The 24,818-nt window shown below is 63.5% G+C and carries 22 protein-coding genes; 16 read left to right on the forward strand and 6 right to left on the reverse strand.

The features are described from left to right. Positions 1-4: 4 nt before the first annotated feature. The 4 genes from F8O06_RS05230 to F8O06_RS05245 form a co-directional block, all read right to left on the reverse strand. The gene (locus F8O06_RS05230; RefSeq protein WP_158037858.1) at positions 5-3,514 is read right to left on the reverse strand and encodes an SNF2-related protein; all 3,510 of its coding nucleotides are present in this window, start codon (positions 3,512-3,514) and stop codon (positions 5-7) included. A gap of 9 nt (positions 3,515-3,523) precedes the next feature. After that, positions 3,524-4,000 (reverse strand): hypothetical protein, encoded by a 477-nt coding sequence (locus F8O06_RS05235; protein ID WP_158037859.1) that lies wholly within the window; start codon positions 3,998-4,000, stop codon positions 3,524-3,526. A 105-nt stretch (positions 4,001-4,105) separates the two neighbouring features. Further along, entirely contained in the window at positions 4,106-4,648 is a 543-nt protein-coding gene (locus F8O06_RS05240) for a hypothetical protein (RefSeq protein ID WP_158037860.1), read from the reverse strand. Positions 4,649-4,684: 36 nt separating this feature from the next. Beyond that, positions 4,685-6,313, reverse strand: coding sequence for a RecB family exonuclease (locus F8O06_RS05245; protein WP_158037861.1), 1,629 nt, complete (start codon positions 6,311-6,313; stop codon positions 4,685-4,687). A 703-nt stretch (positions 6,314-7,016) separates the two neighbouring features. On the opposite strand from F8O06_RS05245, the gene F8O06_RS05250 reads away from it, so the two are divergent. The 8 genes from F8O06_RS05250 (at position 7,017) to F8O06_RS05285 (ending at position 14,373) form a co-directional block, all read left to right on the forward strand. Further along, positions 7,017-8,003: a hypothetical protein gene (locus tag F8O06_RS05250; protein ID WP_158037862.1), complete on the forward strand. Its 987-nt coding sequence runs from the start codon at positions 7,017-7,019 to the stop codon at positions 8,001-8,003. Positions 8,004-8,032: 29 nt separating this feature from the next. Next, complete coding sequence (locus F8O06_RS05255; RefSeq protein WP_158037863.1) at positions 8,033-8,404, forward strand: hypothetical protein; 372 nt, start codon at positions 8,033-8,035, stop codon at positions 8,402-8,404. 361 nt (positions 8,405-8,765) lie between these two features. After that, positions 8,766-9,263: a hypothetical protein gene (locus tag F8O06_RS05260; RefSeq protein ID WP_158037864.1), complete on the forward strand. Its 498-nt coding sequence runs from the start codon at positions 8,766-8,768 to the stop codon at positions 9,261-9,263. A 149-nt stretch (positions 9,264-9,412) separates the two neighbouring features. After that, on the forward strand, positions 9,413-11,983 hold the full coding sequence (locus tag F8O06_RS05265) for a hypothetical protein (RefSeq protein ID WP_158037865.1): 2,571 nt from the start codon (positions 9,413-9,415) through the stop codon (positions 11,981-11,983). A 3-nt stretch (positions 11,984-11,986) separates the two neighbouring features. After that, positions 11,987-12,700 (forward strand): hypothetical protein, encoded by a 714-nt coding sequence (locus tag F8O06_RS05270; RefSeq protein ID WP_158037866.1) that lies wholly within the window; start codon positions 11,987-11,989, stop codon positions 12,698-12,700. A 54-nt stretch (positions 12,701-12,754) separates the two neighbouring features. Continuing rightward, on the forward strand, positions 12,755-13,108 hold the full coding sequence (locus F8O06_RS05275) for a hypothetical protein (RefSeq protein ID WP_158037867.1): 354 nt from the start codon (positions 12,755-12,757) through the stop codon (positions 13,106-13,108). Next, positions 13,105-13,929 (forward strand): hypothetical protein, encoded by an 825-nt coding sequence (locus F8O06_RS05280; RefSeq protein ID WP_158037868.1) that lies wholly within the window; start codon positions 13,105-13,107, stop codon positions 13,927-13,929. The genes F8O06_RS05275 and F8O06_RS05280 overlap by 4 nt, the downstream gene beginning before the upstream one ends. A 3-nt stretch (positions 13,930-13,932) precedes the next feature. Further along, positions 13,933-14,373, forward strand: coding sequence for a hypothetical protein (locus F8O06_RS05285; protein WP_158037869.1), 441 nt, complete (start codon positions 13,933-13,935; stop codon positions 14,371-14,373). Here F8O06_RS05285 and F8O06_RS05290 read toward each other — a convergent pair whose 3' ends face one another. After that, on the reverse strand, positions 14,374-15,327 hold the full coding sequence (locus F8O06_RS05290) for a hypothetical protein (RefSeq protein WP_158037870.1): 954 nt from the start codon (positions 15,325-15,327) through the stop codon (positions 14,374-14,376). A 62-nt stretch (positions 15,328-15,389) separates the two neighbouring features. Then, positions 15,390-15,980, reverse strand: coding sequence for a hypothetical protein (locus tag F8O06_RS05295; RefSeq protein ID WP_158037871.1), 591 nt, complete (start codon positions 15,978-15,980; stop codon positions 15,390-15,392). A gap of 212 nt (positions 15,981-16,192) precedes the next feature. Between F8O06_RS05295 and F8O06_RS05300 the strand changes: the two genes are divergently transcribed. From F8O06_RS05300 to F8O06_RS05335, 8 genes are all read left to right on the forward strand, one after another. Beyond that, positions 16,193-16,615, forward strand: coding sequence for a hypothetical protein (locus F8O06_RS05300; protein ID WP_158037872.1), 423 nt, complete (start codon positions 16,193-16,195; stop codon positions 16,613-16,615). Between the two features lies 1 nt (position 16,616). Further along, positions 16,617-17,018 (forward strand): hypothetical protein, encoded by a 402-nt coding sequence (locus tag F8O06_RS05305; protein WP_158037873.1) that lies wholly within the window; start codon positions 16,617-16,619, stop codon positions 17,016-17,018. A 47-nt stretch (positions 17,019-17,065) separates the two neighbouring features. Next, positions 17,066-17,317, forward strand: coding sequence for a hypothetical protein (locus tag F8O06_RS05310; RefSeq protein WP_158037874.1), 252 nt, complete (start codon positions 17,066-17,068; stop codon positions 17,315-17,317). After that, positions 17,317-18,045: a nuclease-related domain-containing protein gene (locus tag F8O06_RS05315; RefSeq protein WP_158037875.1), complete on the forward strand. Its 729-nt coding sequence runs from the start codon at positions 17,317-17,319 to the stop codon at positions 18,043-18,045. The genes F8O06_RS05310 and F8O06_RS05315 overlap by 1 nt, the downstream gene beginning before the upstream one ends. A gap of 65 nt (positions 18,046-18,110) precedes the next feature. After that, positions 18,111-18,389 (forward strand): hypothetical protein, encoded by a 279-nt coding sequence (locus F8O06_RS05320; protein ID WP_158037876.1) that lies wholly within the window; start codon positions 18,111-18,113, stop codon positions 18,387-18,389. Between the two features lie 9 nt (positions 18,390-18,398). Then, on the forward strand, positions 18,399-19,001 hold the full coding sequence (locus tag F8O06_RS05325) for a metallophosphoesterase family protein (RefSeq protein WP_158037877.1): 603 nt from the start codon (positions 18,399-18,401) through the stop codon (positions 18,999-19,001). Between the two features lie 369 nt (positions 19,002-19,370). After that, complete coding sequence (locus tag F8O06_RS05330; protein WP_158037878.1) at positions 19,371-20,285, forward strand: S8/S53 family peptidase; 915 nt, start codon at positions 19,371-19,373, stop codon at positions 20,283-20,285. Continuing rightward, positions 20,260-24,813, forward strand: coding sequence for a helicase-related protein (locus F8O06_RS05335; protein ID WP_158037879.1), 4,554 nt, complete (start codon positions 20,260-20,262; stop codon positions 24,811-24,813). Before F8O06_RS05330 ends, F8O06_RS05335 begins: the two co-directional genes overlap by 26 nt. The last annotated feature ends 5 nt before the right edge of the window (positions 24,814-24,818 follow it).

A 24,818-nucleotide genomic window follows, 5' to 3' on the forward strand; every position in this document is an offset into this window, starting at 1 on the left:
CTGGTCACGCTCCGAGCGTCTCCCGGCGCGCTTGCACAAGATTGACGAGCACATCTGTTGCGGTGAGCTCGTCGTCTTCGTCGACGTAGACGCTGTTGTCGCCTCCGATGGTGGCGTCGAGGAACTGCGCTTTGCGATGCAGGGTGGCCTGCACGATCGGGTCAAGTGTCTCTTTGCAGACGAGGGTGCCGATCGACACCTGCTCTGCGGTCTGCCCAGTGCGGTGTGCACGGTCCTCGGCCTGCACGACGATACCTGGGGTCCAGTCGGTCTCCACGAAGAGCATCGTGTGGCACCGGGTGAGGGTGATGGCGACACCGGCAGCATGTGTCGAACAGATGAGAGCGCCGACGTGCCCTGCCTGGAATTCGTCGATCAGCTGATCCCGTCGGGCCCGGCTCATCCCACCGATGATCATGGCGGCGCCGTCGATACTGGGAACGCGTTCTGCCAGCGCTTCCGTGACCTCCTTGTGATGGGTCCAGACGATCAGCGGGTCGCTGTAGACGCCGGATGACGTCCGCGTCTGCTCGATGTGCTGGGCGATCATCTCTTCCGCGACCGGGACTTTGCAGACGCCGGCGGCTTTCCTCAGCTGTGAGATGTACCCGAGGTTCCCAGAGGCGTAGTCAAGGATGGTCTCGTCGTCGGGGAACGCACCATGCTGTGTCAGCCACTGGTCGATCTTCTGGTTCACTTCCTTGTGCGCCTTGTTGAAGCTCGCCATCGGTGCGTCGACGTAGATCGGGTACCGGTGTTTGGCCGGCAGCTGCGGTGACACCTGCTTCTTCGTTCTGCGGATCATCACCTGGCCGGTGAGCCGCTCCTGCAGCCAGTCCTCGCCTTTGCGTGAGGGACGAAGTCTCCCGTAACGGTCGAGGGTGCACGTGTGGTCGAGCAGCTGACGAAGCCCGCCGAAGACGGAGACATCCTGACCGGTGAACTCCATCAGCGGGGCGAGCTCAGCAGGGGACTTCAGCATCGGTGTGCCGGTCACGGCGATACCCGCTGCCGAGCAGTCGTGGGTGAGCTGCAGCACTGCCTCGCTGCGTTTGGAGCCGTAGGTCTTCCCGCGGTGCGCTTCATCCCAGATGACCACGTCGGGCGACCATTCAGTGAGGGTGGGCGCAAGACCGTCACGCTGTGCGAGCAGGCTGTCGGACACCACGACGGCGACTGGGCGGTCTGCGCGGCAGGGAGGCGGTGTGACCCAGCGCTTCCGAGTCTTGTCCGGCACCTTGAGCGCGAAGTTCCGTGCAGTGGAGTCAGCGGCAACGACACCGCAGCGCTCCAGCTCACGAAGCCAGTTCGTGATCGCCAGTGGCGGAGACACCACCAGAATGCGACTGGCCCCCATCAGAACGGCCGCAGCGATGGACTGGTAGGTGTTGTGCGTGTAGAGACCAGATGCAACGTAGCAATGGGTCTCTGGCACCACGAGGTCATAGATGTACCCACTGTGGTGGACTGTCTCAACCTCCTGAACCTCGTCCCAGTCGACTCCTGGTGCGCAGAGCGCCTCCATCCTGTCGATGCAATCAGCCAGTACGGCCCCGTCCAACTCGGACAGAGCTCTGATCGTCGCTTCTTTCCAGCGGCCGTTAGCCTCCTCTTTCACCGCCCTGAGAAGTTCGCCGGACTCGATCCTTCTGAGTATCTCCAGCGACTCATCCGCAGATTGTCTCGATGCGGCCATCCTTGGCTTCGATCGGAGTCCAGGGCCGAGCCTTCTTGCCGGGACACCTGCAGATTCAATTCGACGTAACGTGGCCATGCAGGGTGACCGGTGGTTCACTACCGACTCGGAGTGCGGGGTCTGCGCGAGGGTGTGCATCAGGTCGGCTTTCTCCCCGTCAGCGATCCCAATTTGTGATGCGAATCTATCCCAGTCCTGGCCCGCTATGACACCTCTCCAATACTGGCGTTTGATACCGGTCCCATTCGTTGCCCATTTCCATGTTGCCTTCGAGTTCATGGTTATTCCGAGGCGGGAGAGCATTAGCTGAACCTGTTGAATGAGGAGTTGCGATGCGCTTGAAACCTCGATTGCGTTGCGACTGACGAATGCTTCGCCTGCGAAGTAGTGCCGCAGGAACTCTCTCTGCAAGAGGACAGGACCAGTCATTATGAAGTGGGGCACGAACCGCTCTGCGGATCGGAGCCCGTGGGGTATGCCCAGATTGTTCTTCTGATACCTGATCCAGTTTCGGCTGTTGAGCGTGAGCTTCCAGATGGGCCGGTGGCCCTCAACGTGTGGGGATGACCGAATCTGTGCCTTGGTCGGTCGGCTCGTGAGACTGAGCTCATCGCAGATGAACATGAAGTCTCTGCGAAGTCGCTCAAGTGCTTGACGGTCGGTGTTGTCCAGGGTGGAACCGGCATGGGTGTCGGCTCCCTCGGCAATCTGCCATGCGAGTACTCGAACCATGGCCAGTTCGAGTGCAGAACAGTGCCCGTCAGTCTGCTCGGCCTGGTCCGACGCGCCACGCGATGACAGCCAGCTCCCCGCGGACAGTTCCCCGGCTTGCAGCCAGCCTTCCGAGGTCCAGAAGCGGTGCTGGGGCGTGCAGGTGATCCGTCTGCCCGAGCGTGTCTGAATCCGTATCATCTGGCCGTCGTACCTTTGACGGTACAGATGAGAGACCGTCGCATTGGTCTGCTGTCCGCTCGGGGTGGAGAGAGAGGGCACTTGATAGTGCTTGTCCTGAACGTCCACGAGCTCTGCGAAGTCAGGGTTCTCCTGATCTGGGTATGCGCCTGCTGAATTCTGGTTCCAGAGGTCGGCAATTCTGATCAGGTCGCCATCGACTTCAACGAGGGTTCGTCCGTCGAGGCACTTGCCGATGCCGGGCTCGTCTGCAAGGAGTCGGCGCCCGCATGCCACAGCCATCGCACCGACCTTCTGGTAGCCGAACAGGTCGATGCCGAACCAGTCGGGGAGTCGGCCGACGGCGGCAACCATCACATCACGGTCGGCGCGGCTCAGGTCTTTCGGGCTGGTCGCCGTTGAGGCGTGGACCAGCGCTTCCTGGAGGCGCGCTGACGGGGCACTCGTGTGTGTATGGCGTCTCCTGGCCAGTTCTATCGCTTCTGCAGAGAATCGGACTCCGGAGATCGGTGTATTACCGTTCGGGCATATATCTGCGATCGGCAGGAGGAACAGGCCGCGTTTGGCGTCCCAGGTCGCGGACAGCCCCAGCATCTCCTGGCACGCGGCACGGCCGACAAGCATGGGTCTGACGAGAACGTGACGGCGATTCGTCGACAGCTTCGACACCGGTGTGACGCCAGACTCGAACGGTGCCGTCAGGGTGAATCCCCAACGCACCAGCAACGCTTCGGGGGAGACCCCGATCCCGTTGGTCTCCCAGGCGTCGCCGTTCCACCAGATCGAACCGGACAGGTGTTTGCGCAGAAAGTCGATCAGCGGTCGCCCCCGGTGCTTCTCACCCTTCGGGAACCGCAGCTCGACGGTCGGTGCGCGTCGATCCGGTTTGAGTGTCGCCGTTCTCACAGGCTGTGGTCAGTTCTGCGGTGTCGCGTCAGGAGCCACACTCGAGAGGGACTTCTGTGCAGTGGCGGACAGGTCAATCTGCCAAGGGGAGTCCACGTTCTCCCGACTCAGCTCGACGTCGCCCTGGGTTCCGTCAACGGCTTTCGCCTGCACCGTGGCGTGATTGTCGGAGATCATCTTCTCGGACACGACTGTCAGTGAGACGTCAGCGCCTGAAGGCTCGCTCTCACCGGATCGGCAGGAGTCAATGACGAGGGTGGCGAGCTGACCGGGAACGAGCAGGGGTTCCATCTGGTCGCAGTTCTGAGACTGTGCGGCGGTGCTGAAGTCCGCGACCACTTCCGACGGTGAGGCCAATCCGCTGCTCGCAGCAGCCGACTCGGAGTCTTCTGCAGCATCGGTGCCGGAGGTGCTGCAGCCTGAGAGCAGCGCACCGGACATGCAGGCGAGCAGTGCTCCGGTGATGAATGCGCGGTTGGATGTCATGAGTGTCCTCCTCGGGGACTGGCGACGGTGTGTCATCGACGGCCTATGCGAGAGGGCCATGCAGCACGTGCCGCATGGCCCTCTGAGCTTGGTTGCCGCTCCCGGTCAGTCTTTGCGGAACTCTCCGGTGTCACCCAGGTCGACCAGGTGGCGGAGGATCTTCACCTTCCGGTTCGCATCGTTTTTGAGCGCCTCATGCGCTTTGAAGACGATGACTTTGTGCCCGACGAGAGCCGACGCCTGCTTGGCGACGATCATGCCCTCAGGCGTGTCCGTGCGGTCGGTGCGGATCACCTCAGTGCCCTCCGGGAAGGTGAATCCTTTTCGGTCTGCGAGGAAGCCCTTGTGGACCTGCTCGAGGAGTGCGTGCTGGGTCCATTCGCCGGGCTGCTGAATCAAGTAGACGAGCCCGCGTGTCGAGGTCTTCTCCTTCTTCACGAGTCCGACGACGGCGGTGAACACGTCGCAGTTCTCCAGTGAGTCGGCGGCCGCGACAAGGGGGTTGTTCTCTCCGCTGAGCTTTGCCGTCAACTCGTAGATGCGGGCTTTCACGCGGGCGTCATGCTCGCGCCGAGTCTCACCTTCGACGTCTGCCGTGCTGCGCAGCGCGTCGAGGATGATCAGGGTCTTGGTGATCTGGTCTGCCATTGGGTGCTCTCCTGGGGTGGTGGTTTCTCTGGATGGTTATGCGGCGTTGTCGAGCTGGCCGTCGAACGGGCCGAGCTGCGGGAGTGTTTCGAACACGCCGAAGTCCGTGTCCGGGAGTTCGTTCGAGCGATCCCAGAGCCACAGGCTCTCGTCGATCAGGACGATCACGTTCTTGCGTACTTTCTTCGCCCACGACCGCCACATGTCAGCGTCACCCCCGACCGGCAGAGGGCTCGACTCCATCACGGTGAACAGCAGCCCGCGGACGCGGGTGTTCGCCGACGACTGCCACGAGAACCGTCCGGTGAGGTGACGTTCGCCGGCACGCACGATCTTCGCCAGCAGCACCGCGAGGGTCTCGATCTGGGATCGTTTGACAACCTGGCCGGGGTACGCCTGTTTCAGGGCGGCGGTGGCACGGTTCAGGATCGCGAACGCGCCCTGCGCGGCGTAGGAGCCGATGTTCAGGTCGTCGTTGAGGATCTCGTCCCACGGTTTGCCTTCGCTGAGGTGTCTGGCCGGGGGCGCTGGTTTCGCCGCCGTCTCGGGGCTGGTCTGTTCGGTCATGGTCTTCCTTTCGCTCTCCAGCCCCCTGTGCGCGGAGAGACCGCCTCGGGTGATGCCGCCACTGCCGAGCACTGGGGTGTCGATCTGCCGCGCGGTCGGCAGACCAGGCGCACGGTCACTGGCAGTCCGGCCTTCGGCTGCTGCTGCCGGGCACACGGCGACCAGCGGGCACCATCCACACAGCGGGCCGGTCGACGTGTCGTAGCGGCGGGTATCGGCGAGGCGGTTGTGTGTGGCCCAGTTCTCGGCGAGGGTCACGGCAGTCTGGTCGATCGCGTCGGGGGAGAGGTCGACACTGCGTGAGCGTCCGACCATGGTGTAGAGCAGGTTCGCCTCGGAAGGGTCGACGATGTCCCACATCCAGCGATCTCGGTCACGGGCGTACTGATCCTTGAACCATGCCTCGTCACGGTTGCGCACGATCGTCCGAAGCGCGAGTGCGTAGGAACGCAGCTGCTCCCCGTAGTGGTCGCCGTAGCGTCGAAGCTTCTGTTCGGAGGACCATTTCCCGGTCTTGTAGTCGTCGATGGCTGGGACGACGAGTCCGCCCCGTCGTTCGACAATGGAGACCCGGTCCAGGAACCCGACGATCGGCACATGGGAGTCAGTGATCGGCAGCCCGAAGATGGACAGCTCGGTGGCGTAGACGTCCACCTCAGTGGGGTCTTCGATCTCCCAGAGGCCGAGTGCGATCGTGTCGAGGTAGTCGACCCACCTCTGTCTGGTGACGTCGTCGTCGAAGAGCTGACTGGCGAATCTGTCGCGCCCGGCACGGTATGCGTCCTTGGTTCGGGTATCCGGCGCCGAGGAGAACATGTGCTCGAAGATGTCGTGCACGAACGAGCCCGCGTCTCGCGCAAGGAACGGGTCGATCACGTTCGGCATGATCTGCCCGGCCGCCCAGCTGGCGTGACAGCCTTCCATGGCGTTCGAGACGCTCGCGGAGAAGTTCCGTCGACGAAGCTTGTGTGCGTTCAGCGTCTCCTCGGAGACGACAAGATCAGTGCCATCCCACGCGGCTCCCGAGATGAGTGTCTCGTCGGGGCCGGGGATGCGCTGGCTGCGAAAGGTGTCGACAAGTCTGCTTGCTCCGGGCATGCAACCGATGTGCGCGGAGGTCGAAAATCAAAGGGAATTACAGCGGGAGCAGAACTTGTATGCTCTCTCTCGCTGGGTCGAGAGCATAACATTCGGGAAAACCGCCAGACAACCCCTGGAACCCGTGAATTCGGTGTGTGCTGGGCTGATTCAGCGCCCGGTTCGAGCTCCGACCACCGGTGACAGGGCGACTCCGCACCGGGACCGAAAAACTTTTAGGCTCTCCCCGGCTCGCACGGGGAGAGCCTAACACATTTCCGCCGTCACCGCTGTCACCACCCTGTCACCACCCCTCGGGTGACGCTACATCCCAGTAATCATATGGGAAGCAGGGGTCTGTCACCGCTGTCACCACGATTGGGGGACACCCCCTCCAGATGAGAGGAAGAGAGGGAGGGAGAGACCCTCCTATATATCTCTCTCTTACATGAGGTCAACAAAAAGTGGTGACAGTGGTGACAACCCCCTCCTGCCCAGTCCGCAGTAGGGCTCCGCTGTCACCGCACCACCGGTGACACCCTGGTGACAGCGGTGACAGGAGCACAACGACTGTCATTCCAGCGGAGCCGACCACGGAGCTTCCAGCTCGAGCACACCATCGCCGAGACCACCCCTCGACAACACAGAATCGCCCCAGCGGTTCCCGTGGCCCCGGTGAGGGCATGTGTCCACCCGGGGCGTGCAGCAGCACACATCTGTGGGCATGAGCAAAAATGCAGCGACCTTCGATGAGTCACTTCACCCGCGGGGGAACCAGACCACCGGTCACGCCGGCCAGTTCGCAGCCAAGGCGCAGACCGCCTCTGAGGTTGCCCTGGAGGAACGCCCACGCTCCCGGTATCGGAGGCTGGGGCCTCGTCGGCCGACGGCGGGCCTGAGTGACGCTGAGGTCTTCACGACCGCACGACGGCAGATCTCCAACTACGCCTCGAAGTGGGGGTTGTCCGGCAGCGACCGTGATGAAGCCCTCGGTGACCTGCTCCTGGACCTGGCGGCCAAACAGCACAACGGGAAAGCCATCAGCGGCGCACTGATCAACGTCAGCGCACGCGCGGTCGCGAGCAGGTACGTGAATGGCCCTCACATCCGTCATGAGGATGCGAAGGCCATGACCATGCTGAAGACCGACACCGATGCGTTCCGCGAGCTCTACGGGCGCGCGCCCAGCGCTCATGAGGTCGACGGCATGGCAGCACACATTCGTGAGAACTGGCATGACCGAAACCATCGTCCGAGCGACCGGTTCCACCGCAGGATCGAGGACACCCGCGCGGTGAGCCTCGACCGCAGTGTGTTCGACGACGGTTCAGCGACCCTCGGTGACACGCTCGAAGACAACGCACCAGAGCCACTGCAGCACGTCGACTTCAATCAGGTCACACCGGTCCAGCTCGACCAGGCGTTCACCCGTGCGCGCATTCCAGCCACCGCAGAGCTCCTCCCGGAGAGCGCCCAGCGGCTCAGGGCACAGGTGGCTGAGCCGGCACGTGAGCTCGCTCGGTTCCGTACCGGTGACATCTACGACCCGCGGGTGTTCGGCCCATGGGGGAACCCGGATGCCACAGAGCGCACGAAGATCGCCGACCGCATCATCGCCACCGGTGATCTCGCAGACCGGATGTGGTCTGTGGCCGTCGACCGGGCGGCCGGGACTCCTGCTACGCATAACAACTCAGCGAAGGCCGCCTGACCGGCGGCGAGACCACGAGAGGGCCTGAAATGGACATCATCGGCTACGGCGATCTGCCGATCGTCACCGACGCAGCTTCGAACATCAACCTGCAGTCGAAATGGGGCACGTTCTGGGGCTCGGTCTCCAGCGCGCTCTCCGGCGTCTCCGGTGTGATGACGATGATCACGATCGTCGGCTTCATCATGATCGTGCTGAGCCTCGGGAAGTTCCTCTACGAGAAACGCAAGAGCCAGGGCGCCGGCGGCATCGCCGGTCAGCAGGCGAAACCCATCTGGTGGGCGCTGGCCCTCGGCGGTCTGCTGATCGCACCTGAAGTGCTCGTCCCGATCTTCCTCGGCGTGTTCGACATCCTCATCAACCTGGTCATCAACCTCGGAAACTCCGCCGGCATCTGGTAGGTCGAGCAGGGCTCTCCCGACGACGCTACGCAGTCACCCGGTTCCATACCGGCTGGTGTGTAGCGTCGTCGGCATGACCACACGACATCAGGCACGGCACGCACATTCATTCAAGACATCTCGACGGGCTGAGGCAGCGTGGACGCTGTCATTGTGGACAGCCGCGTGGCAGATCATTCCTGACGTTGCTGCCTGGATCAGCAGTACATTTCACGTCCCACTCGAAGGTTCATTTCCTCTCCCCGGCATCACCCTGCTGATCGGTGTCGTGCTGGCTGCGTTCATTCGATTCTCACCCCGGGCACGTGGGCGGCACCGTGCAAGTGGGCGCTAGACCGCCTCCGCCGCATACATCCCAGTCATGAGCATGTACACGCTGACTGAGCTGACCGGCCGCAGACGCAACCAGGACCGTACGATCGTGATCGCGACCGTTGAGGCCTCGAAGCGTACCTGGGTGGCCGGCATCCTCGGCGCGGTCGCCGGCGGGATCATCACGATGCCGTTGGTTCTGCTCACCGCTGGTGCGCCGATACTCGGCGGGGCGGCCGGCGCGGTCGCAGCAGTCTTCCTGTTCACGAAGCGCAGCAGCACCGGTCTGAAGCAGGAGTACTACAAGCAGTTCCGTGACCGCGCGAAGGCGAAGAGACGCCTGGGCGTACTCACCATGTGCAATGAGCCGGTGAGCCTCAGCATCGGCGTCGCGAAGATCGTTCCGAGCTCCCGGCGCCTGGTCGACGAGCCGTTCATCGGCGGCGAAGCACCTGACATCAAGCGCTTCCACATGGCTGATGGGTCGACTCGCCCGCGACTGCATGATCGGGTCAGCCCGGCCGCTACGCATACACACAGGGCGTGAAAGCAATGCGCCATGCTCGACCGCGAGTCCGAGACCTGATCCTCAGGGTGACGGTCGCCATGTCTTCGTTCGTGTTCGCCCTCCTCGGCGTCGTCCATGCAGACAGCTTGGAGGATAGGCTTCCCGCGTTCCGTTGGCTGGGGTCGACCATGAGCCTGCACTCACGTGTTGACTGGACGGACGCCCAGCAGCTCATGGGGTCGGTGTCACGTTCGACCATCCAGTCCTGGCTGCTTGGCATCTCGCAGGCGATCTGGGGCGGCACGATCGGTCTGCTGAAGTTCGCGCTCACCGACTTCAGCCCGACCGATGCTGCAGGTAGTGCAATCGACACCGGTACCAAGACACTCTCATCGAGCGTTGTCGGTTCCACCCTGATCGTGATCGCGGTCATCATCGTTCTGATCTCTGCATTCCACAAGAAGCGCAAAGGGGAGAGCGGTTCACAGATCTGGCGTCGGCTCGGCTTCATTCTCGGTATCGCCATGATCCTCACGGTTTTCGCCACCAGCGACAAACTGACACCGACAAAGGTCGTCGGTGCGGTATCGAACATCGCTCAGTCCGCAGTCGGTTCGCTGACGACCGGCCTCACACCAGACTTCGGCGGGTCGAAGGACAGCATGTCGTCCTACTACATCGACAACATGCACAAGGCGTACCTCGCTGACGGCAGGTCTAACGCACAGGTCGACCAGATCAGCCGGCTGTGGGAGCAGTCTGGCCTGCAGGCCTACAAACGCGTGCAGTTCGGCGGCAACAACATGATCGCCGATGACGTGTATGCCCCGTGGCTGGATCTGATCTCCGGCACACCAGCTGAAGAGATCAAACAGCACGCTGGCCTCACCCAGAACGATGTGAAGTGGGACTCACCGGCCATGCTGAACAACCGCCTCGACCAGGGAGACTCAAAGCTCACGGACCAAGCCATCTTCGCCTGGGCTGCCTGCGCATCAAGCGACGGGGGCTCCAGCTGGTACGTCCGTGATGTGTTCAGGCCGTCAGCGGGGAAGTCGTTCAAGACCATGCAGGAGAACGGCAAAGAAGGCGAAGAGTGCTGGAAGATGTTCAATCAGACTGCCGGCAACTACGGTGACGTCTTCGACAACGGCAAACCTGCGAACAACGTCAAAGACTGGCTCAAAGGCGTCGACGACGTCAATGCTGTTCGAAGCGACTCCCTGAACATGTCGAACCTCGACAAGGGTGCAGCCATCATCAACTTCTCGGACGCCGTGCACGGTGCTGACGCCGGATCCGGAACGATGGAGTCGATCACAGCTCTCTTCGTTGCGCTGGTGTGCTTCGTCGTCTTCGGGTTCATCTTTGGAGGCATCATCATCTTCATCAAGGTGATGATCATGATCATGACCGCTGTGCTGGTGATCGCTATGGTGGTGTCGATCTTCACCCAGAACGGGCCCACCATGCTCGCAAGATACGGCAAACAGTTCTTCGGGTACCAGTTCTTCGCAGCCGGGTCTTCAGCGATCCTTGCTGTGGTGCTGTGGATGACGGGCATGGTGTCCTTCGCGATCAACGGTCTGCTGTCCGGCATGGGATCGAACCTGCTGACTTCGTTCATCTCCATGCAGGTGCCGGCGTGGGCGCCGATCCTCTCGATCATCGGCCTGCATCAGGTGTTCACGAAGCTGCTGAAGATGCCGAGCCCGTTCACCCTCGGCGGGGCGAAAGCCTGGTCGACAGTCGGTGCTGCAGCCGGGCCCATGGTCGGCTCGGGCATCGGCTCATGGCTTGGGAACAAGGCCGCCACCGGTGCGAAGCGCGCCGGCTCTGCGGTCGCCAGCAAGGCGACAGGCGGTCGTCTCGGCGGTGGCGCGGGCGCTGCCGGTGTTGGCCCGAAGAAGCTCAAAGACACGACGCCAATGGACTCCGCGAAAGGTGGAGCCGCCGCAGCCGCCATGTCGAAGAAGCGAGCGAAACAGCTGGGGAAGGCCGGCGTCGACGCGGGGGAGGCCGCAACAGCTCTCGCTTGGGCGAAGGCGAACAAGGACAAGATGCCGGAGACCGCTGGTGCGAAGCTGCGCAAGTCGCTCGCTGCCTCGAAGGCTGGCCGGGCCACCGCTCACCCGTTCGCCTCTCTGGACTCCCTTGGCCAGAAACGCCGTGAGATCCGCCGTCGGCATCTCGATGGGGTCGGCCCGACCATGGGCGAGCGGCTTCGTGCCCTCACAGGGACTGACGAAGACAAGGCAGTCCTGGACAATGCTCGTGCGGCACGCAGCATGGCCAAGGAGAGCCTGAATGCCGAGCTCGGCGGGTCTCTGCGTGAACGCACCACTCGAGCGATCAAGGGTGCGCCCGGCGCAGTCCTCCAGGGGGCCAAGTCTGGCGCGAAGGGCGTCGCTCACGGCACGGTCGCAGCAGCAAGCTGGGCACGTCAGTCCGCTGGTCGAGCCATCTCGCACGCGGTCGAGAACCCCTGGCAGACGGCCGCTACCGTCGGCAAGGTCGCTGGTGTCGCACTGGTCGGCGGCGCCACCGGTGGCGTCGGTCTCGCGGCGATCGCCGGAGGCACGTACCTCGCACGCAAGAAGTACAAGTCGGTCGTCGGCGAACGCCGAGTGGCCAAGGCTAAGAGTGCGATCGCCATGTACCAGAAGCTCGGCGAATCAGGAGCTAGCAAAGCTGCTGACTTGGCTGAGCGGGCTCGGTCGCAGCGCCCCGAGGGTGAGTCGGCAGAGGGGCAGGCGTAAACTATGGGCGACCTAACCGCCACGGCCCTCGGCCAACAGCCTCGGGATTTCCTGGGCAGATGGATCGAGTTCCGCAACTCGATTCCGGAGATCGACCCGATCATGACCAGCGACGAATACTACGCCGGCTCCACCTGGGACAAACCAGCAGCTCCTCGCGACCCGCAGAGTCTCTACCGGTTCTGGACCGACCCAGAGCTCAAGATCCATCCCAACGCGATCCTGAACTTCATCGATACGCACGATGGCCAGGCCGATGTTGATCACCGTCTGTTTCTGAAATATGTGGCGCAATCCTGGCGAGATACGACCGGCAACGGTGACAAGTTCGACCGCGGCGACCCGAAAGCGAAGGCTGAATGGGCCGAGGTCGAACGCAAAGCTGATGAGATCTGGTTCCACGGCAATGCGGCCCGCCTCAACCCGAACACCGCTGAGATCGTCTTTCGCTCGTCGAAGATCCTCTGGCAGGCACAGCTGTTCTACGACGACGCAGACCGTGAAGCCGTCCGGGGTTTCAAGGTGATCATGCCTGTCCACGGCAGCCCCGAGGTCACGATCCAGCAAGTTGAAGACCGCTACCACCTGGTGGAGGAGTACACCGAGCCTGAGGTGCCTCGCGTATATCGGCCAAACGTCCTCGGCCTACTCGGGAAGCGCGCAGGCTGGGAGTTCCCGGCACGGTATGAAGGTCGCAACTTCGACGAGCAGTGGTGACGGCGCCGCGAAGGTAGCAACCCTTCTGTAACGCAACGTGTGTATTCTGGACGAGTGAATAGACCCAGAGCACTCATCGCACTCGCACTCGTGGCAGCCAGTGGCTTCGGCCTGTCTGCCTGCAGCAGCACCCCAGAGATGACCACTGACGAAGCGTGTCAGGTCGTCATGGACGATCAATTTCGTCTACACCGCGACACGGCTGACTCGTCGCAGGTCACCCACCTCGCCGACGCGTACGAGAACATCTCGAAGCGCAAAGACGACTTCGACATCTCCGTGGCCACGGGCTACGACGACATGGATCAGCGGATCAGCTCACTCGCCAACGACATGCGCCGCTCGAAAACCATCGACAATGATGGCTACGCGTATGTCAGCAAGCTCTGCTTCGGAGGACGACGATGACCGCCCGGGGTTCGGCCGCCACGGCAGCAGTTATTGCGGTGACGCTCCTTCTCGCCGGCTGCTCACCGTCACCTGAACAGCAGCAAGCCGCGTCCGACTGCAATCAGGCTCGAGATGACCTGTCCAGCGCCATAGAGACGTTCCAGAACATCACCTCTGACCCTGAGGTGTCCCGCGCCCTCCAAGCAAAAGCCGAGGACATCGGGCGCTCAGGGACCGACGCGCAGGCCGCGATCCACTCCGCGGCCGAGGCCCAGTTCGACGACAGTGTCCCGGAATGCTCCGGTGACACAGACCAGCTGAACTCGACCGCCGAGGACCTCCGGAATCGGAAGTCGAGCGTCCAGCAGCTCAGCGGCACTGCGCGGCTGAAGGCCGGAGAGGTGGGCAGCTCGTACGCCGAGACGTTCAAAGCCAGGGTTCCAGCCGTGAACGGCAAAGCCATCGCCGCATGGAAGTACGCTCGCACTCTCACCCCGAGCAACACGAACACCCCCGGCACGCCCGCAGCCGCCTTCAACACCGCGATGAGTTCACCTGCTGTGACTGAGGCGAAGGCGAACCTCAAGACGGCAATCACCGCTTGGAACGAAGCTCAGCAGAAGACCGGGTGGGATGTTCCGAACTCCGCTCAGACCACGCAGCTCATCGACAGCATCGACAACGGGTTCAAGAGCCTCGTCACAACGTACTACGACCACCTCGACTGGGTGGCGGCGAATCCGTTCTCCACCGCGGATCAAGAGCAGGTCATCAAACAAGGCGTGCTCGACAGCTACCTGCAGGCTCCAGAGTCAGCTCTTCCAGCGACGACAGACTAGCCAATGCCGATACTTCTCCTCGTCATCTTCGCTGTCATCGTGCTGGCCGTCGTCGTGGTGTGGAAGGTCCGCCCGCTGCGCTACCTGGCGCTCACCGCGCTCGGCCTCTCTTTCGCCTGGACGTGCCTGCAGGCCCTCGCGAAGGCTCTCTCCGGTGTCCCGGTCTGGGTCTGGTGGACGATCGCCGGGGTGGTCGTGGCGCTGATCGTCGCGCTGGTCGTGGTCGCTGCTGTCACACCGACACCAGCACCAAAACCGGGGCAGCAGAAGACCGCCGACGCGCTGGAAGCCCGCGAGAGCGTCGCTGACCGGCTTCTGCACGAGTCATTCAACCCCGATGGCACATTGAAGCCCCGGAACGGGCCACCACCAAGGCTGCCGAACCCCGAAAGTGCGGGCACACCCCGACCCGTGCCACCACCGCCAGACCCCAACCGGTGGTGATCAGGCAACGAGTCGAAGGTTCGGGCGGATCTGCTTTCCTCGTGATCGGGGGAGCTCCGCATCCCAGCCGGGCAGTCGGGTGTCGAGCATTCGTTTCCTCTCCGGCGTGATGACGATGTAGCGCCTGACGGAAGCAAACCAGACCCCCTCAGGTTCGCTGCGGTACGGGAAGCGTCCATGTTTGGCACGGAATCTGACGACCCCGTCGACATGCTCCTCGAAAGGTTTGCGGTTGCGGACAGGTCGTTTCATGCTCCATCCGGGGAGTTCTCGGTTCAATGTGGCGAGCTCGTCGTCCGTGAGCTTCTCGGCTATCCACTGACTGCGTCGAATGCAGATCAGCCAGGCCCCGTTCGGTTCCGATGGGGCTGGGTAGCGGCCTTCCCGCAGGAGGAAGTCACGCACCTGGGACACTGTGTGGTCGAATTCGATCTGCCCCGCAGTCTTCGCCCTTCGCCCGTGCCGCCAATCGGGGTGAACTGTGTCCAGCAGAGCGAGCCGTTCCGGGGTGAGGACGATCGAACCTGCCCGGCAATTCGAGAGGAACATGCCGTGCGGTTGGAACTCGTTCGGCAGCACACCGTGTTTGGCGATGAACCGTCTCATCCCTTCGAGGTGCTCTTCGAAACTGTGTGATCGGGCGCGTTTAGGCTTGCGACGCCATCCTGGCAGCTCCTGGTCGAGGACCCGACCCTGTGAGACAGTCACACCGACTGTGCGTTTCTCTCGAATCCACCGACCGTTCGGGTCATCCTCTCGAGGGAACCGGCCTGTCTGGCGTTGGAATTGTTTGATCTGATCGATCCGATGCATGAACGCGAGGGTGACCCCTGACGGCCACGCTCTGTCAGGCAGGTCTCGACGACCGCCTTTGACGGTCTGGGGTTTCTTGTTTGTCAAATTTGTCGGACGCGGTACCTGCTTCGGTGCATAATCTGGTGCATATTCACTCATGCCCCGTGGTGTGCGCGGGGCCAAACCAGCTATTTATGGTGTGATGCTGGGCAAGCCGATACTCAATGGACCTCGAGCTGCTTCCTGAGCTCGAGGATGTCCTTGATGGTGGGTGCTGGCACTGAAAACATAAACGCGAAGGCCCAAGCGACTTTCAGGCCGATATGGCGACGCCTCTGAGTCTCCGTCTGGCTCTTTCTTACCTGTTCCAGTTGAAACCGAAGTGTCTCACGTCCGATCGTAAGGAATGCCATTCTCAGCAGAGTCGCTGCTCCTACGATCAAGCTGATGACCCAGGCAAGCTCCCACCAGATGATGTAAGGGTCGTTCGGATTCTCTGGGAGATATGCAGAGGACACAAAGAAGATCATGAAGCTCAGGAACATAACGATGCTAGACCCAATCTGGAACGGTTTTGCATAGATTGCGTCGAGTACCTGGTCGCGTAGAGCAGAGGCTTGAAAGCGTCTGAATAACAACGGCCTTGAGTCATCGATTTTGGACCTTTGGAATTCACTGATTCGACCCTCGACCTGGGCCATCAGGTTCGGTCTCCTGGTTTTTCTGACCCTTTCCCCGATCCACTTGACCAAGGAGCTCATTGACGCCCCGGATAAAGCGGAAATAAGGGCGACAACGACTGTCTGGTTCACTGATTCTCTCCATTCTTGGTGCAACTTGATTACTTACCGGCAGGACCATAGCAGCCGAATGGTGTGCAGGCTGTACCTTGGAAGTGGTCAAAGCGTTCTGTGCTTGAGACCAGCGGTGGGGGTGGTTGCCTCGGGGTGGAATCCGGGACTTCAGTCCTCGCCGCCGCATATATCCTCTGCGACTGCATCGTGCAGTCGGATGGAGGACAAACATGCGTGCAACGGACATCACCCCAGAAGACGCCGACAGCCAGACGAATGTCGCCGCAGCGCTCCTGGAGCGCAAGATCCCTGCGGAGACCGTGCCTGCAGGTACCGAGATGCGCGTCGACGGCGAGCTCTACCGAGTTGTGCGCCAGGGCGTGGCGACCGAGTTCGTCTTGGCACTCGCCGCGATTGCGCTGACCAGCTGTCTCATCGGCGCCCTGCAGACCCTCCTGTGGGCGGCTCCATTCCTGCTCTCCAAGCTGCTGTTCGCCCTCGCCTCAGCCGCGATCGGTATCGTGCTCGTCGTGACCATCGCACAGCGCCCAATGCTCGGCAAGCGCAAATGGGCCCATGCGTCTGTGGTCGGTTCTCCTGTGGGCAGGGCGTCTGCCACCGAGAATCTGGAGGCCTCCGCGCACACGGCCTAGCATGACCACCAACCCCGTCGACATCGCCGCCCTGATCACTGAGAAGCTCGGCACACTCACCACAGTTCAGGCCGGTACCGATGAGCCACCTTCGCTGTGCGTCACCCTGCCAAGCACGTGGCCGGACGGCGACAACCTGATGCTGTTCGTCTACCCAGTCCCAGGCGAACAGTGGGTCGTCACCGACGACGGCGAGACCGCGACACGACTCGGGTGGGCAGGCATGAGCGACGAGGAGGCTCAGGCCATAGTCGCTGAGGCCTGTGGCACCCCGTTCGGCTCAGCGGCGGGCAGTGGCTCAGTGTGTATGGCGGTGTCGACACCTCAGCATGTGCCGTTGGCCATCGTCCGGGTTGCCAGCGTCTGTCTGAGCCTGGCACGTGTGCGTTGGAGCCGGTCGTGAGGCCATTCGTCTGGTCTGCATGGCTTCTGGCGCTCACAGCAGTCGCCGTGGCAGGTTTCGCCCCGCTCTCCATCCCAGCGTTCGCAGGGGTAGACCCTGTAGTGTCGGCGATCGTGGTCGGGCGCATTGCTGTGACCGCGGCATCTGCGGTGACAGTGTTCTCCGTCTCGGTCGCGAAGACCCAGTCCGGCGGTCACCGTCTGGCTGACATAGCCGGCGCACTGGTGGTCTCGTTCTTCGCTGCAGGTCTGGTCTGGCTGCTCGCCACCTGGGCGTGCACCGCGTTGGGTGCGCTCTGATGTCCGCTTTCGCATTCCGCGGCTGGTCGAAGGGAGCGGCCTCCCGCATCTACGTCGAAAGCGACGGGCGAACCATAGGGCACATCGACCTGGTCACCGGCGACCTGCATCCGACATCCGGACATGCCGAACAGCTGCGGGCCGCGTCCGGAACCCTGGTCGAACGCCTTGACGCCAGGCGCCACATCCCCGGTGACCTGGCGTTGAGGCCACCGGCATTCATGCTCAAACAGCTGCTGGCCCGCACGCGCACACCTGACCGACGAGCACGTGTCCAGGCTGGCATCGAAGGCGAGGAACGCACTGCACGTGTGCTGGCCAGGCTGGCTGGTGTGCGGCCGCTGCATTCACTGCCACTGTCTCCGGACCACGACGTCGACCACATCGTGTGCGGCAGCCCCGGGGTCGTAGTCCTGAACACGAAGACGACAGTCTTCGACTGCACAGTCGACGACGGGGTGATCCGTGTCGGCGGCCACCGCCAGGACTGGCTGCCGAAAGCCCGAAACGATGCGGATGCGCTGGAGTCGATGCTCCGTCGTTCCGGGGTGAGTGTGCCAGTCGGCTACATGCTGGTCGTATGGGCGAAGACGTTTGCCGGCAGCAGCCCCATTGTCATCCCCGGAACCGGGCTCGGCACCGCGCTCTCCGAGCTGAACACCGACGTGTCGCCCGCGGTCGTCGACGTCGCCTACGAGGTGATGCGACACCCGGACTTCTGGGCCTGAACCGCAAGCACCTGCCCCGGGGCGAGGGGCATGCCCGATGTGTATGCAGATGGCGTCGCACGCATATGTGCACTCAAGTGGAAGACCTCGAGAACCTGCGAACCCGACTGATCGCTGCCGGCGACGCCGCCCGACACCTGTACCGCAGCACCGAGGTCCGCGAAGAGGACGTGCCCTGGTGGGATCAGCTGCTCGCCTCCGTGCTGGCACCTCCGACGCACACCAGGTACGGCAACATCGTCGAAACAGGTGCAGTGGTCTGGGCCACGGATTTCGCTGCTGCCGAAGAGGTGCAGCGACGGTTCGGCTTCCCGATCGCTTTGGAGCACGCTGACGGCGCATAGGCGTCCTGCATGAGCAGAGCACAGGGCGGGGCAACGTGGTACACGTCAGACCCGCATTTCTATCACCGTCTGGTCGCCGGGCTTCGAGGCTTCGACAGCGCTGACGAGATGAACGCGTCGATCGTTGAACAGTGGCGGTCGCAGGTGCGCCCGAACGACACGGTCTTCGTCCTCGGTGACGTGTGCGTGAACCGTGTGCCGCAGACGCTGGAGCTCGTCGAGAGCCTCCCCGGTCGCAAGCATCTGATCACAGGGAATCACGACATGGTCGCGCCCCAGCATCGGGATGCGATTCGGCGCCTGCCTGTGTGGGCTCAGGTGTTCGACACCATCCTGCCGTTCGCGCGCCGAAGACTCGCCGGCCACGACCTGCTGCTCAGCCATTACCCGTATACGGACTGGGGTGACGGCGAAGGCCGCGCTGGGTGCCGGTACCGCCAGTACCGTCTGCCGGACCTGGGGGTGCCGCTGCTGCACGGGCACACTCACGGCACCGAGCGCGCCCATGGCCACAGTCTCCATGTCGGCTGGGATGCATGGTCCCGGCTGGTGCCGCAAGACCAGGTGATCGCCTGGCTGGACACACTGCCAGCGGTGACCGCCGATGAGTAGTCGACGCAGCAGCGCACACCCGCGCTTCTATGAGGAGGTCCAGGAGGGCATGCGTGTCCTCATCCGCTGCGAAGGCTGCGGGCGGTGGTTCCCGTGGACGGCGGTCGGCCGGCCGGAAGTCCAGACACCGCCGACCTACCACAACAAGTCCTGCCAGAAGCGTCATAAGGAAGCACTCCTCAGTCAGCTGCCGGGAAAGTGCCCGAGGCTCGACAAACGGATGTACGCGAGCACGCGTGAGGCGGAACTCGTCTGCGGTCAGCACCGCCGTCTGCACCATGAGCTGCTGAGACCGTACCGCTGTGTCTGCGGCGGCCTGCACATCGGGCGCCTCCACTACCGGATTGTGGGTCTCAGCCGCGGTGACCGGTGAGCGCAGTCACCAGGGCGGCCACGAGCGCCGTGCTTGTACTGGCCATACTGCTCGCCGGTGATGCGGTTCCCGGCGGTGCAGACGGCGACGGCAGCGAGCCCGCAGCTTGGTCTTCCGGGCTGAACGTGCTGCATGAACACGGGTTCACCGGAGCTGGTCGACGCATCGCCGTCATTGACACCAGCGTGAACGCCCAGGTCGTCCCGGTCGACCGGGTCTGGGAGAACCGGTGCGGTGGCCCAGCGGACACCGTCGACGGCGCACTCGCGCGTCACACCTCCACTGTGGTCTCGATCATCCATGCCATCGCACCAGCCGCGCGCATCGACGTGCACCCGGTCGGGCGTGCGTCACTCACCGGCCAGATCAGCTGTGACCGGGACCGGTCCGCTGCTGTGGCGGAGGCGTTCGACGACGCACGGGGATCGGATGTGATCGTCATCACCTCGACGGTCCAGCGGAGCCTCACCCTCGACGCCGCAGTACAGCAGGCGATCAGCTCCGGCTCGACGGTCGTCGCCGCACGCCCGGAGTCGAGTGTCGTGGACCGTTCACAGCTGTTTGCCCTGCCCGGGGTGATCGGTGTCCAAGCGGTCGACCGTGCTGGAGGGGTGCCGGCCGGCCACGCGGTGGACGACCCGGGAATTGACGTCCTCGCCCAGGGAGTCGACATGCCCGCGTTCGGGGCCCGATGGGGGAGGGTCACGGCGTCCGGCACCTCCATGGCCGCCCCTGTTGTCGCCGGAGTCCTCGCCGCTACCGGGCTCGCGGCGTCAGAGCGTCACTGGCTGACTGGGCGACGACTGATCACCCCGAAGACGGCGCTGCACCGGCTCGCGCTCCGCGCACAGCTCAGCGGAGACACAGACACCGTTGGAGGAACGAATGAGCCGCTACACCCCGTACCTTGATGCACTCGAGGAGCTGAAAACGGCACAGGCAGACGCGGACCCGAACATCATTCGACAGTGGATGGGGTGGGGGCCGATCGCTCCGCTCGTTGACCAGCTGCGCTCCGGCGCTGACGGCCCGGATGTTGCACGGCTTCGCTCCCTGGCCCCACAGGTCGTGAACATCGACAACTCGTTCTACACACCGAAACCAGTCATCGAGGCCTGCTGGGGGCTTGCGCGTGCAGCTGGAGTGACCCCCGGTGACGCTCTGGAACCGGGCTGCGGCTCCGGTCTGTTCATCAACGCCGATCCGGTCGGAATGCACTGGACGGGAATCGAAGAGGACCCGATCGCCGCCAGCATGGCCCGCGTCCTGAACCCGGAAGCGGTGATCGCCGTCGGACGCTACGAAGCCCTGCAGCATGCCCCCGGACGCTACGACCTGGTCATCGGGAACGTGCCTTTCGCGAATACCAGGGTGTTCGATCAGCAGAACCGCACGATGCACACCTCGCTGCACATGTACTTCCTCACCCGTGCACTCGAAGAGCTGCGGACCGGTGGAATCCTGATCGCAGTGACCTCGCGCTTCGTGATCGACTCGCCTTCGAACGCTGAGGAACTCGCCGAGGCTGGAGAGTTCCTCGGGGCAGTCCGACTGCCGTCCGGTTCGTTCGAGGGCACCGATGTGGTCGCCGACGTCATCGTGATGCGCGCCGGAAAGCGGTCAGCTTCCGACACCGTTCGCCACTGGTTCGACACTCACCCGGAGATGGTCGCCGGCACGGTCGAGGACACCGGGTGGATGAACGGCATCCGTGTCCACGGTGGCCAGCCGGAGCTGACGCGCGCGTTGGAGGCGTTGGGCCGCGAGGTCGCCGGTGCGGCCAGCACAGCTGCCGTCCGCCAGACCCATCCTGAGCAGTCCCTGACTCGGCTGCCGGTCGCTGACGCAGCCGGGCGCCCGATCGGGTCGTTTCAGCTGAGTGATGACGGCATCGTCGAGGTCACCTCGACCGGCAGCATCCCCGTGCGACGCAGTCGTGAGCTGGAGGCGCTGATCCCGCTCCGTGACCTCGCCGCCCAGCTGATCGCAGCTGAGACGGAGGGTGCTTCCGACCTTGAAGAGATCCGTGCCCGCACCCGGTCAGCGTACGAAGCGTACGTCGGGCGGTTCGGCCCGCTCGGGCGAGGCAAGCTCGTCGAAGGTCCGGCTGACCCTGACACCGGGCTCCCGTCGCTGTCGTGGCGCAGGCCGACAATGGGAGGCTTTCGTCGAGACCCGGGGGCTGCGCTGACCCTCTCGTTGGAGGTCTTCGACCAGGAGAGTGGTGAAGCGAAGCCGGCCCCGATCCTCCTGCACCGGGTGAATGTGCCACCGCAGCCGGTGACGACAGCGAAGACTCCGGCTGACGCGCTGGCGATCTCACGCGGGGAGGGGCGCGGGGTCGACCTCGAACGCATCGGCAGCCTGCTCGGCGTCGACGCAGCGACAGCTCAGGCTCGGCTTGGCGACCTCGTGTTCGAGACCCCGGAAGGTCAGCTGCAGCCCGCAGACGAATACCTCTCTGGGCCCGTCCGGGCGAAACTCGCAGCAGCCGAGGCCGCGGGCCTCACCAGGAATGTCGAAGCACTGAGCAAGGTCGTCCCGACCCGTCTGACGGAGACGGAGATCTCCATTCACCCGGGTGCGGCGTGGATTCCTGCTCAGGTGATCTCCGATTTCACCGAGGAGGTGCTCGGCGGACGCTGCACCGTCGAATACGACCAGCTGACCGGCCATTGGTCCGTCTCACGCGGCTGGGCTTCCGGTCAGGCGCGGATCAGCTACGGCACCGACGACCGTGAGCCCTCGCAGCTGCTTGAGCACCTGCTGAACAACACCGCCCCAGTCATCACCCGGGAGACACCCGTCGGCGACAGCTGGCGCGAGACGAAGAAAGTGAGGGATCAGAAAGCCACCCTCGCCTGCGAAGAGCAGATGCAGGCAATCGCCGAGCGTTTCTCCACGTGGGCGTGGGAGGACCCCGACCGGGCAACTCAGCTGGTCGACATCTACAACGACCGTTTCAACTCTCATGTGCCGCGCAACTTCACCGGCGAGTGGCTGACTTTCCCGGGGCTGTCCGACGGGTTCACGCCGTGGGCGCATCAGCGTCGCATGGTGGAGCGGATCATCTCCAGTGAACGGGTCCTCTGCGGGCACCCGGTCGGCGCCGGCAAGACGAGCGAGTCCATCATGGCAGCGGTCACTCTCCGCCGCTTCGGGCTGGCCGGCAAACCGATGATCGCCGTTCCGAATCATCTGCTCGAACAGTACGCTCGTGAGGCTCAGCAGCTGTACCCGACTGGTCGGTTCCTCGTCGCAACGAAAGAGGACCTCACTCAGGATCGCCGCCGGCTGTTCGCCGCTCGCTGCGCCACCGGCGAGTGGGATGCGGTGATCGTCACTCACCAGGCGTTCACATCTTTCGCCCTGTCGCCGGCAGCCGACCGGACCATCACCGCGCGGCAGGAGAGTCAGGCGATGGACACCCTGTACGCACAGGGGGTCGGTTCGTCGAAGAAGCTGGCGAAGGCCCTCCGGTCGTTCCGCACCAAGGCGGAGAAGATGTCCTCGGGTCTCGCCGACCGGGAGCAGGTCACGTTCGATCAGCTGGGTGTCGACTACCTCATGGTTGACGAGGCACACATGTTCAAGCGTCTGGATGTGGGCGCCGGACGAGACCAGGGGTTCTCCACCGGAGCGTCGAAGCGTGCGTGGGATCTGCAGCGCAAGATCGAATGGCTCGCGCTGGAACGCCCCGGCAAACCGATCGTGACCCTGTTCACCGGCACACCGTGGTCGAATTCGATCGTTGAGACCTTCGTGTGGCAGCGGTACCTGCAGCCGGATCGTCTGGACGCCGCTGAGGTGTCGAGCTTCGCGTCATGGGCGTCCACGTTCGTTCGTTTCGAGTCGAAGGTGGAAGTGTCGCCTGACGGTTCGACGTTCCGTGTGCAGCGCCGTCCTGCCGTCATTCAGAACCTTCCGGAGCTGATGGGGATGCTGGCTGATGTGGCTGACGTCCTCACCCCGGAGCAGATCGGCTTGGAGCGTCCCGCCCACACGGAACGAAACGTCGAAGTCGAACCGACAGATGCGCAGCAGGAGTTCATCCGTGAGCTCGCCGAGCGGGCGGAGGCCATCCACCAGGGAGCCATCGCTCCTGAAGAGGACAACATGCTGAAAGTCTGCGGTGACGGACGCAAGGTCGCCCTTGACCCTCAGCTGGTCGACTTGGACGAGGTGAGCCCGAAAGTGGATGCCGTCGCGAGCGAGATCGCCCGTATCTGGGGTGAGACGAAAGACCGGCACTACCCGGGCCGAGACGTGCCCGGTGCCCTGCAGATCGTGTTCTGCGACCTCGGCACACCAGGGGACACCGGCACTCAGACGTACGGCAGGCTTCGCCGCGCGCTGGTGAGGTATGGGCTGCCCGCCCAAGGCATCCGGTTCATTCATGAGGCGTCCACCGGCCGCCAGCGTGACGCACTGTTCCAGCAGTGCCGCGAAGGTCAGGTGGCCGTGCTGATCGGCTCCACGGAGAAGATGGGTACCGGAACGAACATCCAGGACCGTGTCGTGGCCGTCCACCACATGGACCCGCCGTGGCGGCCGTCGGACATCACCCAGCGCGAAGGTCGGGCGCTGCGCCCAGGGAACCTGAACGATCGTGTGTATGTCCTCCGGTACGTCGCACGGGGCACGTTTGACGCGTTCAGCTTCCAGACGCTGGAGCGCAAAGCCCGGTTCATCGCTCAGCTGATGGGTGCATCCAGCGGTCAGCGTGAAGTGGAGGACATCTCCGACAGCGTGCTCACGTTCTCTCAGGTGAAAGCGATCGCCGCCGGGAACCCGATGCTGCTGGAGCACGCTCAGGTGCGAAGCGACATCCGCCGCCTGAGGGTGATGCGCGCTGTCCAGTCACAGGGCGCGAAACGGACGCTGAAAGACGCCACATTCCTGCTGCAGGAGGGAACAGATCTCGTCGAGCAGTCGAAGACGATCAACGTCTGTATCTCAGCGCACACCCCGTCGAGCGGCTGGGACGGCATCCCCAGAGCAGTGCGGGTCATGGGCCTGATGGGAAGCCGTACGGAGGATGCCGGCTGGCAGGGGCTCCTTGTCCGTCTGGTCGACCGGAGGGAGGCGACCGGCGTGGTGGCCATCCGCGTGCAGCAGAGCCGCTACAGTGCCGGCACCATTCAAGTGGGTACTGTGTCCGCGCGGTCGTTCTCGGATCAGAAGACCGCCATCCGCCTGATCCGTCAGAAACTCGAACGCTGGGTGGGGGGAAGTCTCAACGCCGAAGAGTCCTCCGATCTGAGGGAACGGGGAACCGCTCTGATCGAACGATCCCGGGAGATGACGGCCAGCGCAGAGCAGTTCGTCTTCGACCGTCAGACAGAGCTGGATGCGGCGGAGTTCCGTCTGCGTCAGATCGAACGCGCCATGGAGGATCAGGCGCTCGAACAGGCTCAGCCGCAGCCGGTCGCCGCCTGAGCACC

Origin of the sequence: Pseudoclavibacter sp. CFCC 14310 (assembly GCF_008831165.1) — a bacterium.
In the GTDB taxonomy this organism is placed as follows: domain Bacteria; phylum Actinomycetota; class Actinomycetes; order Actinomycetales; family Microbacteriaceae; genus Pseudoclavibacter_A.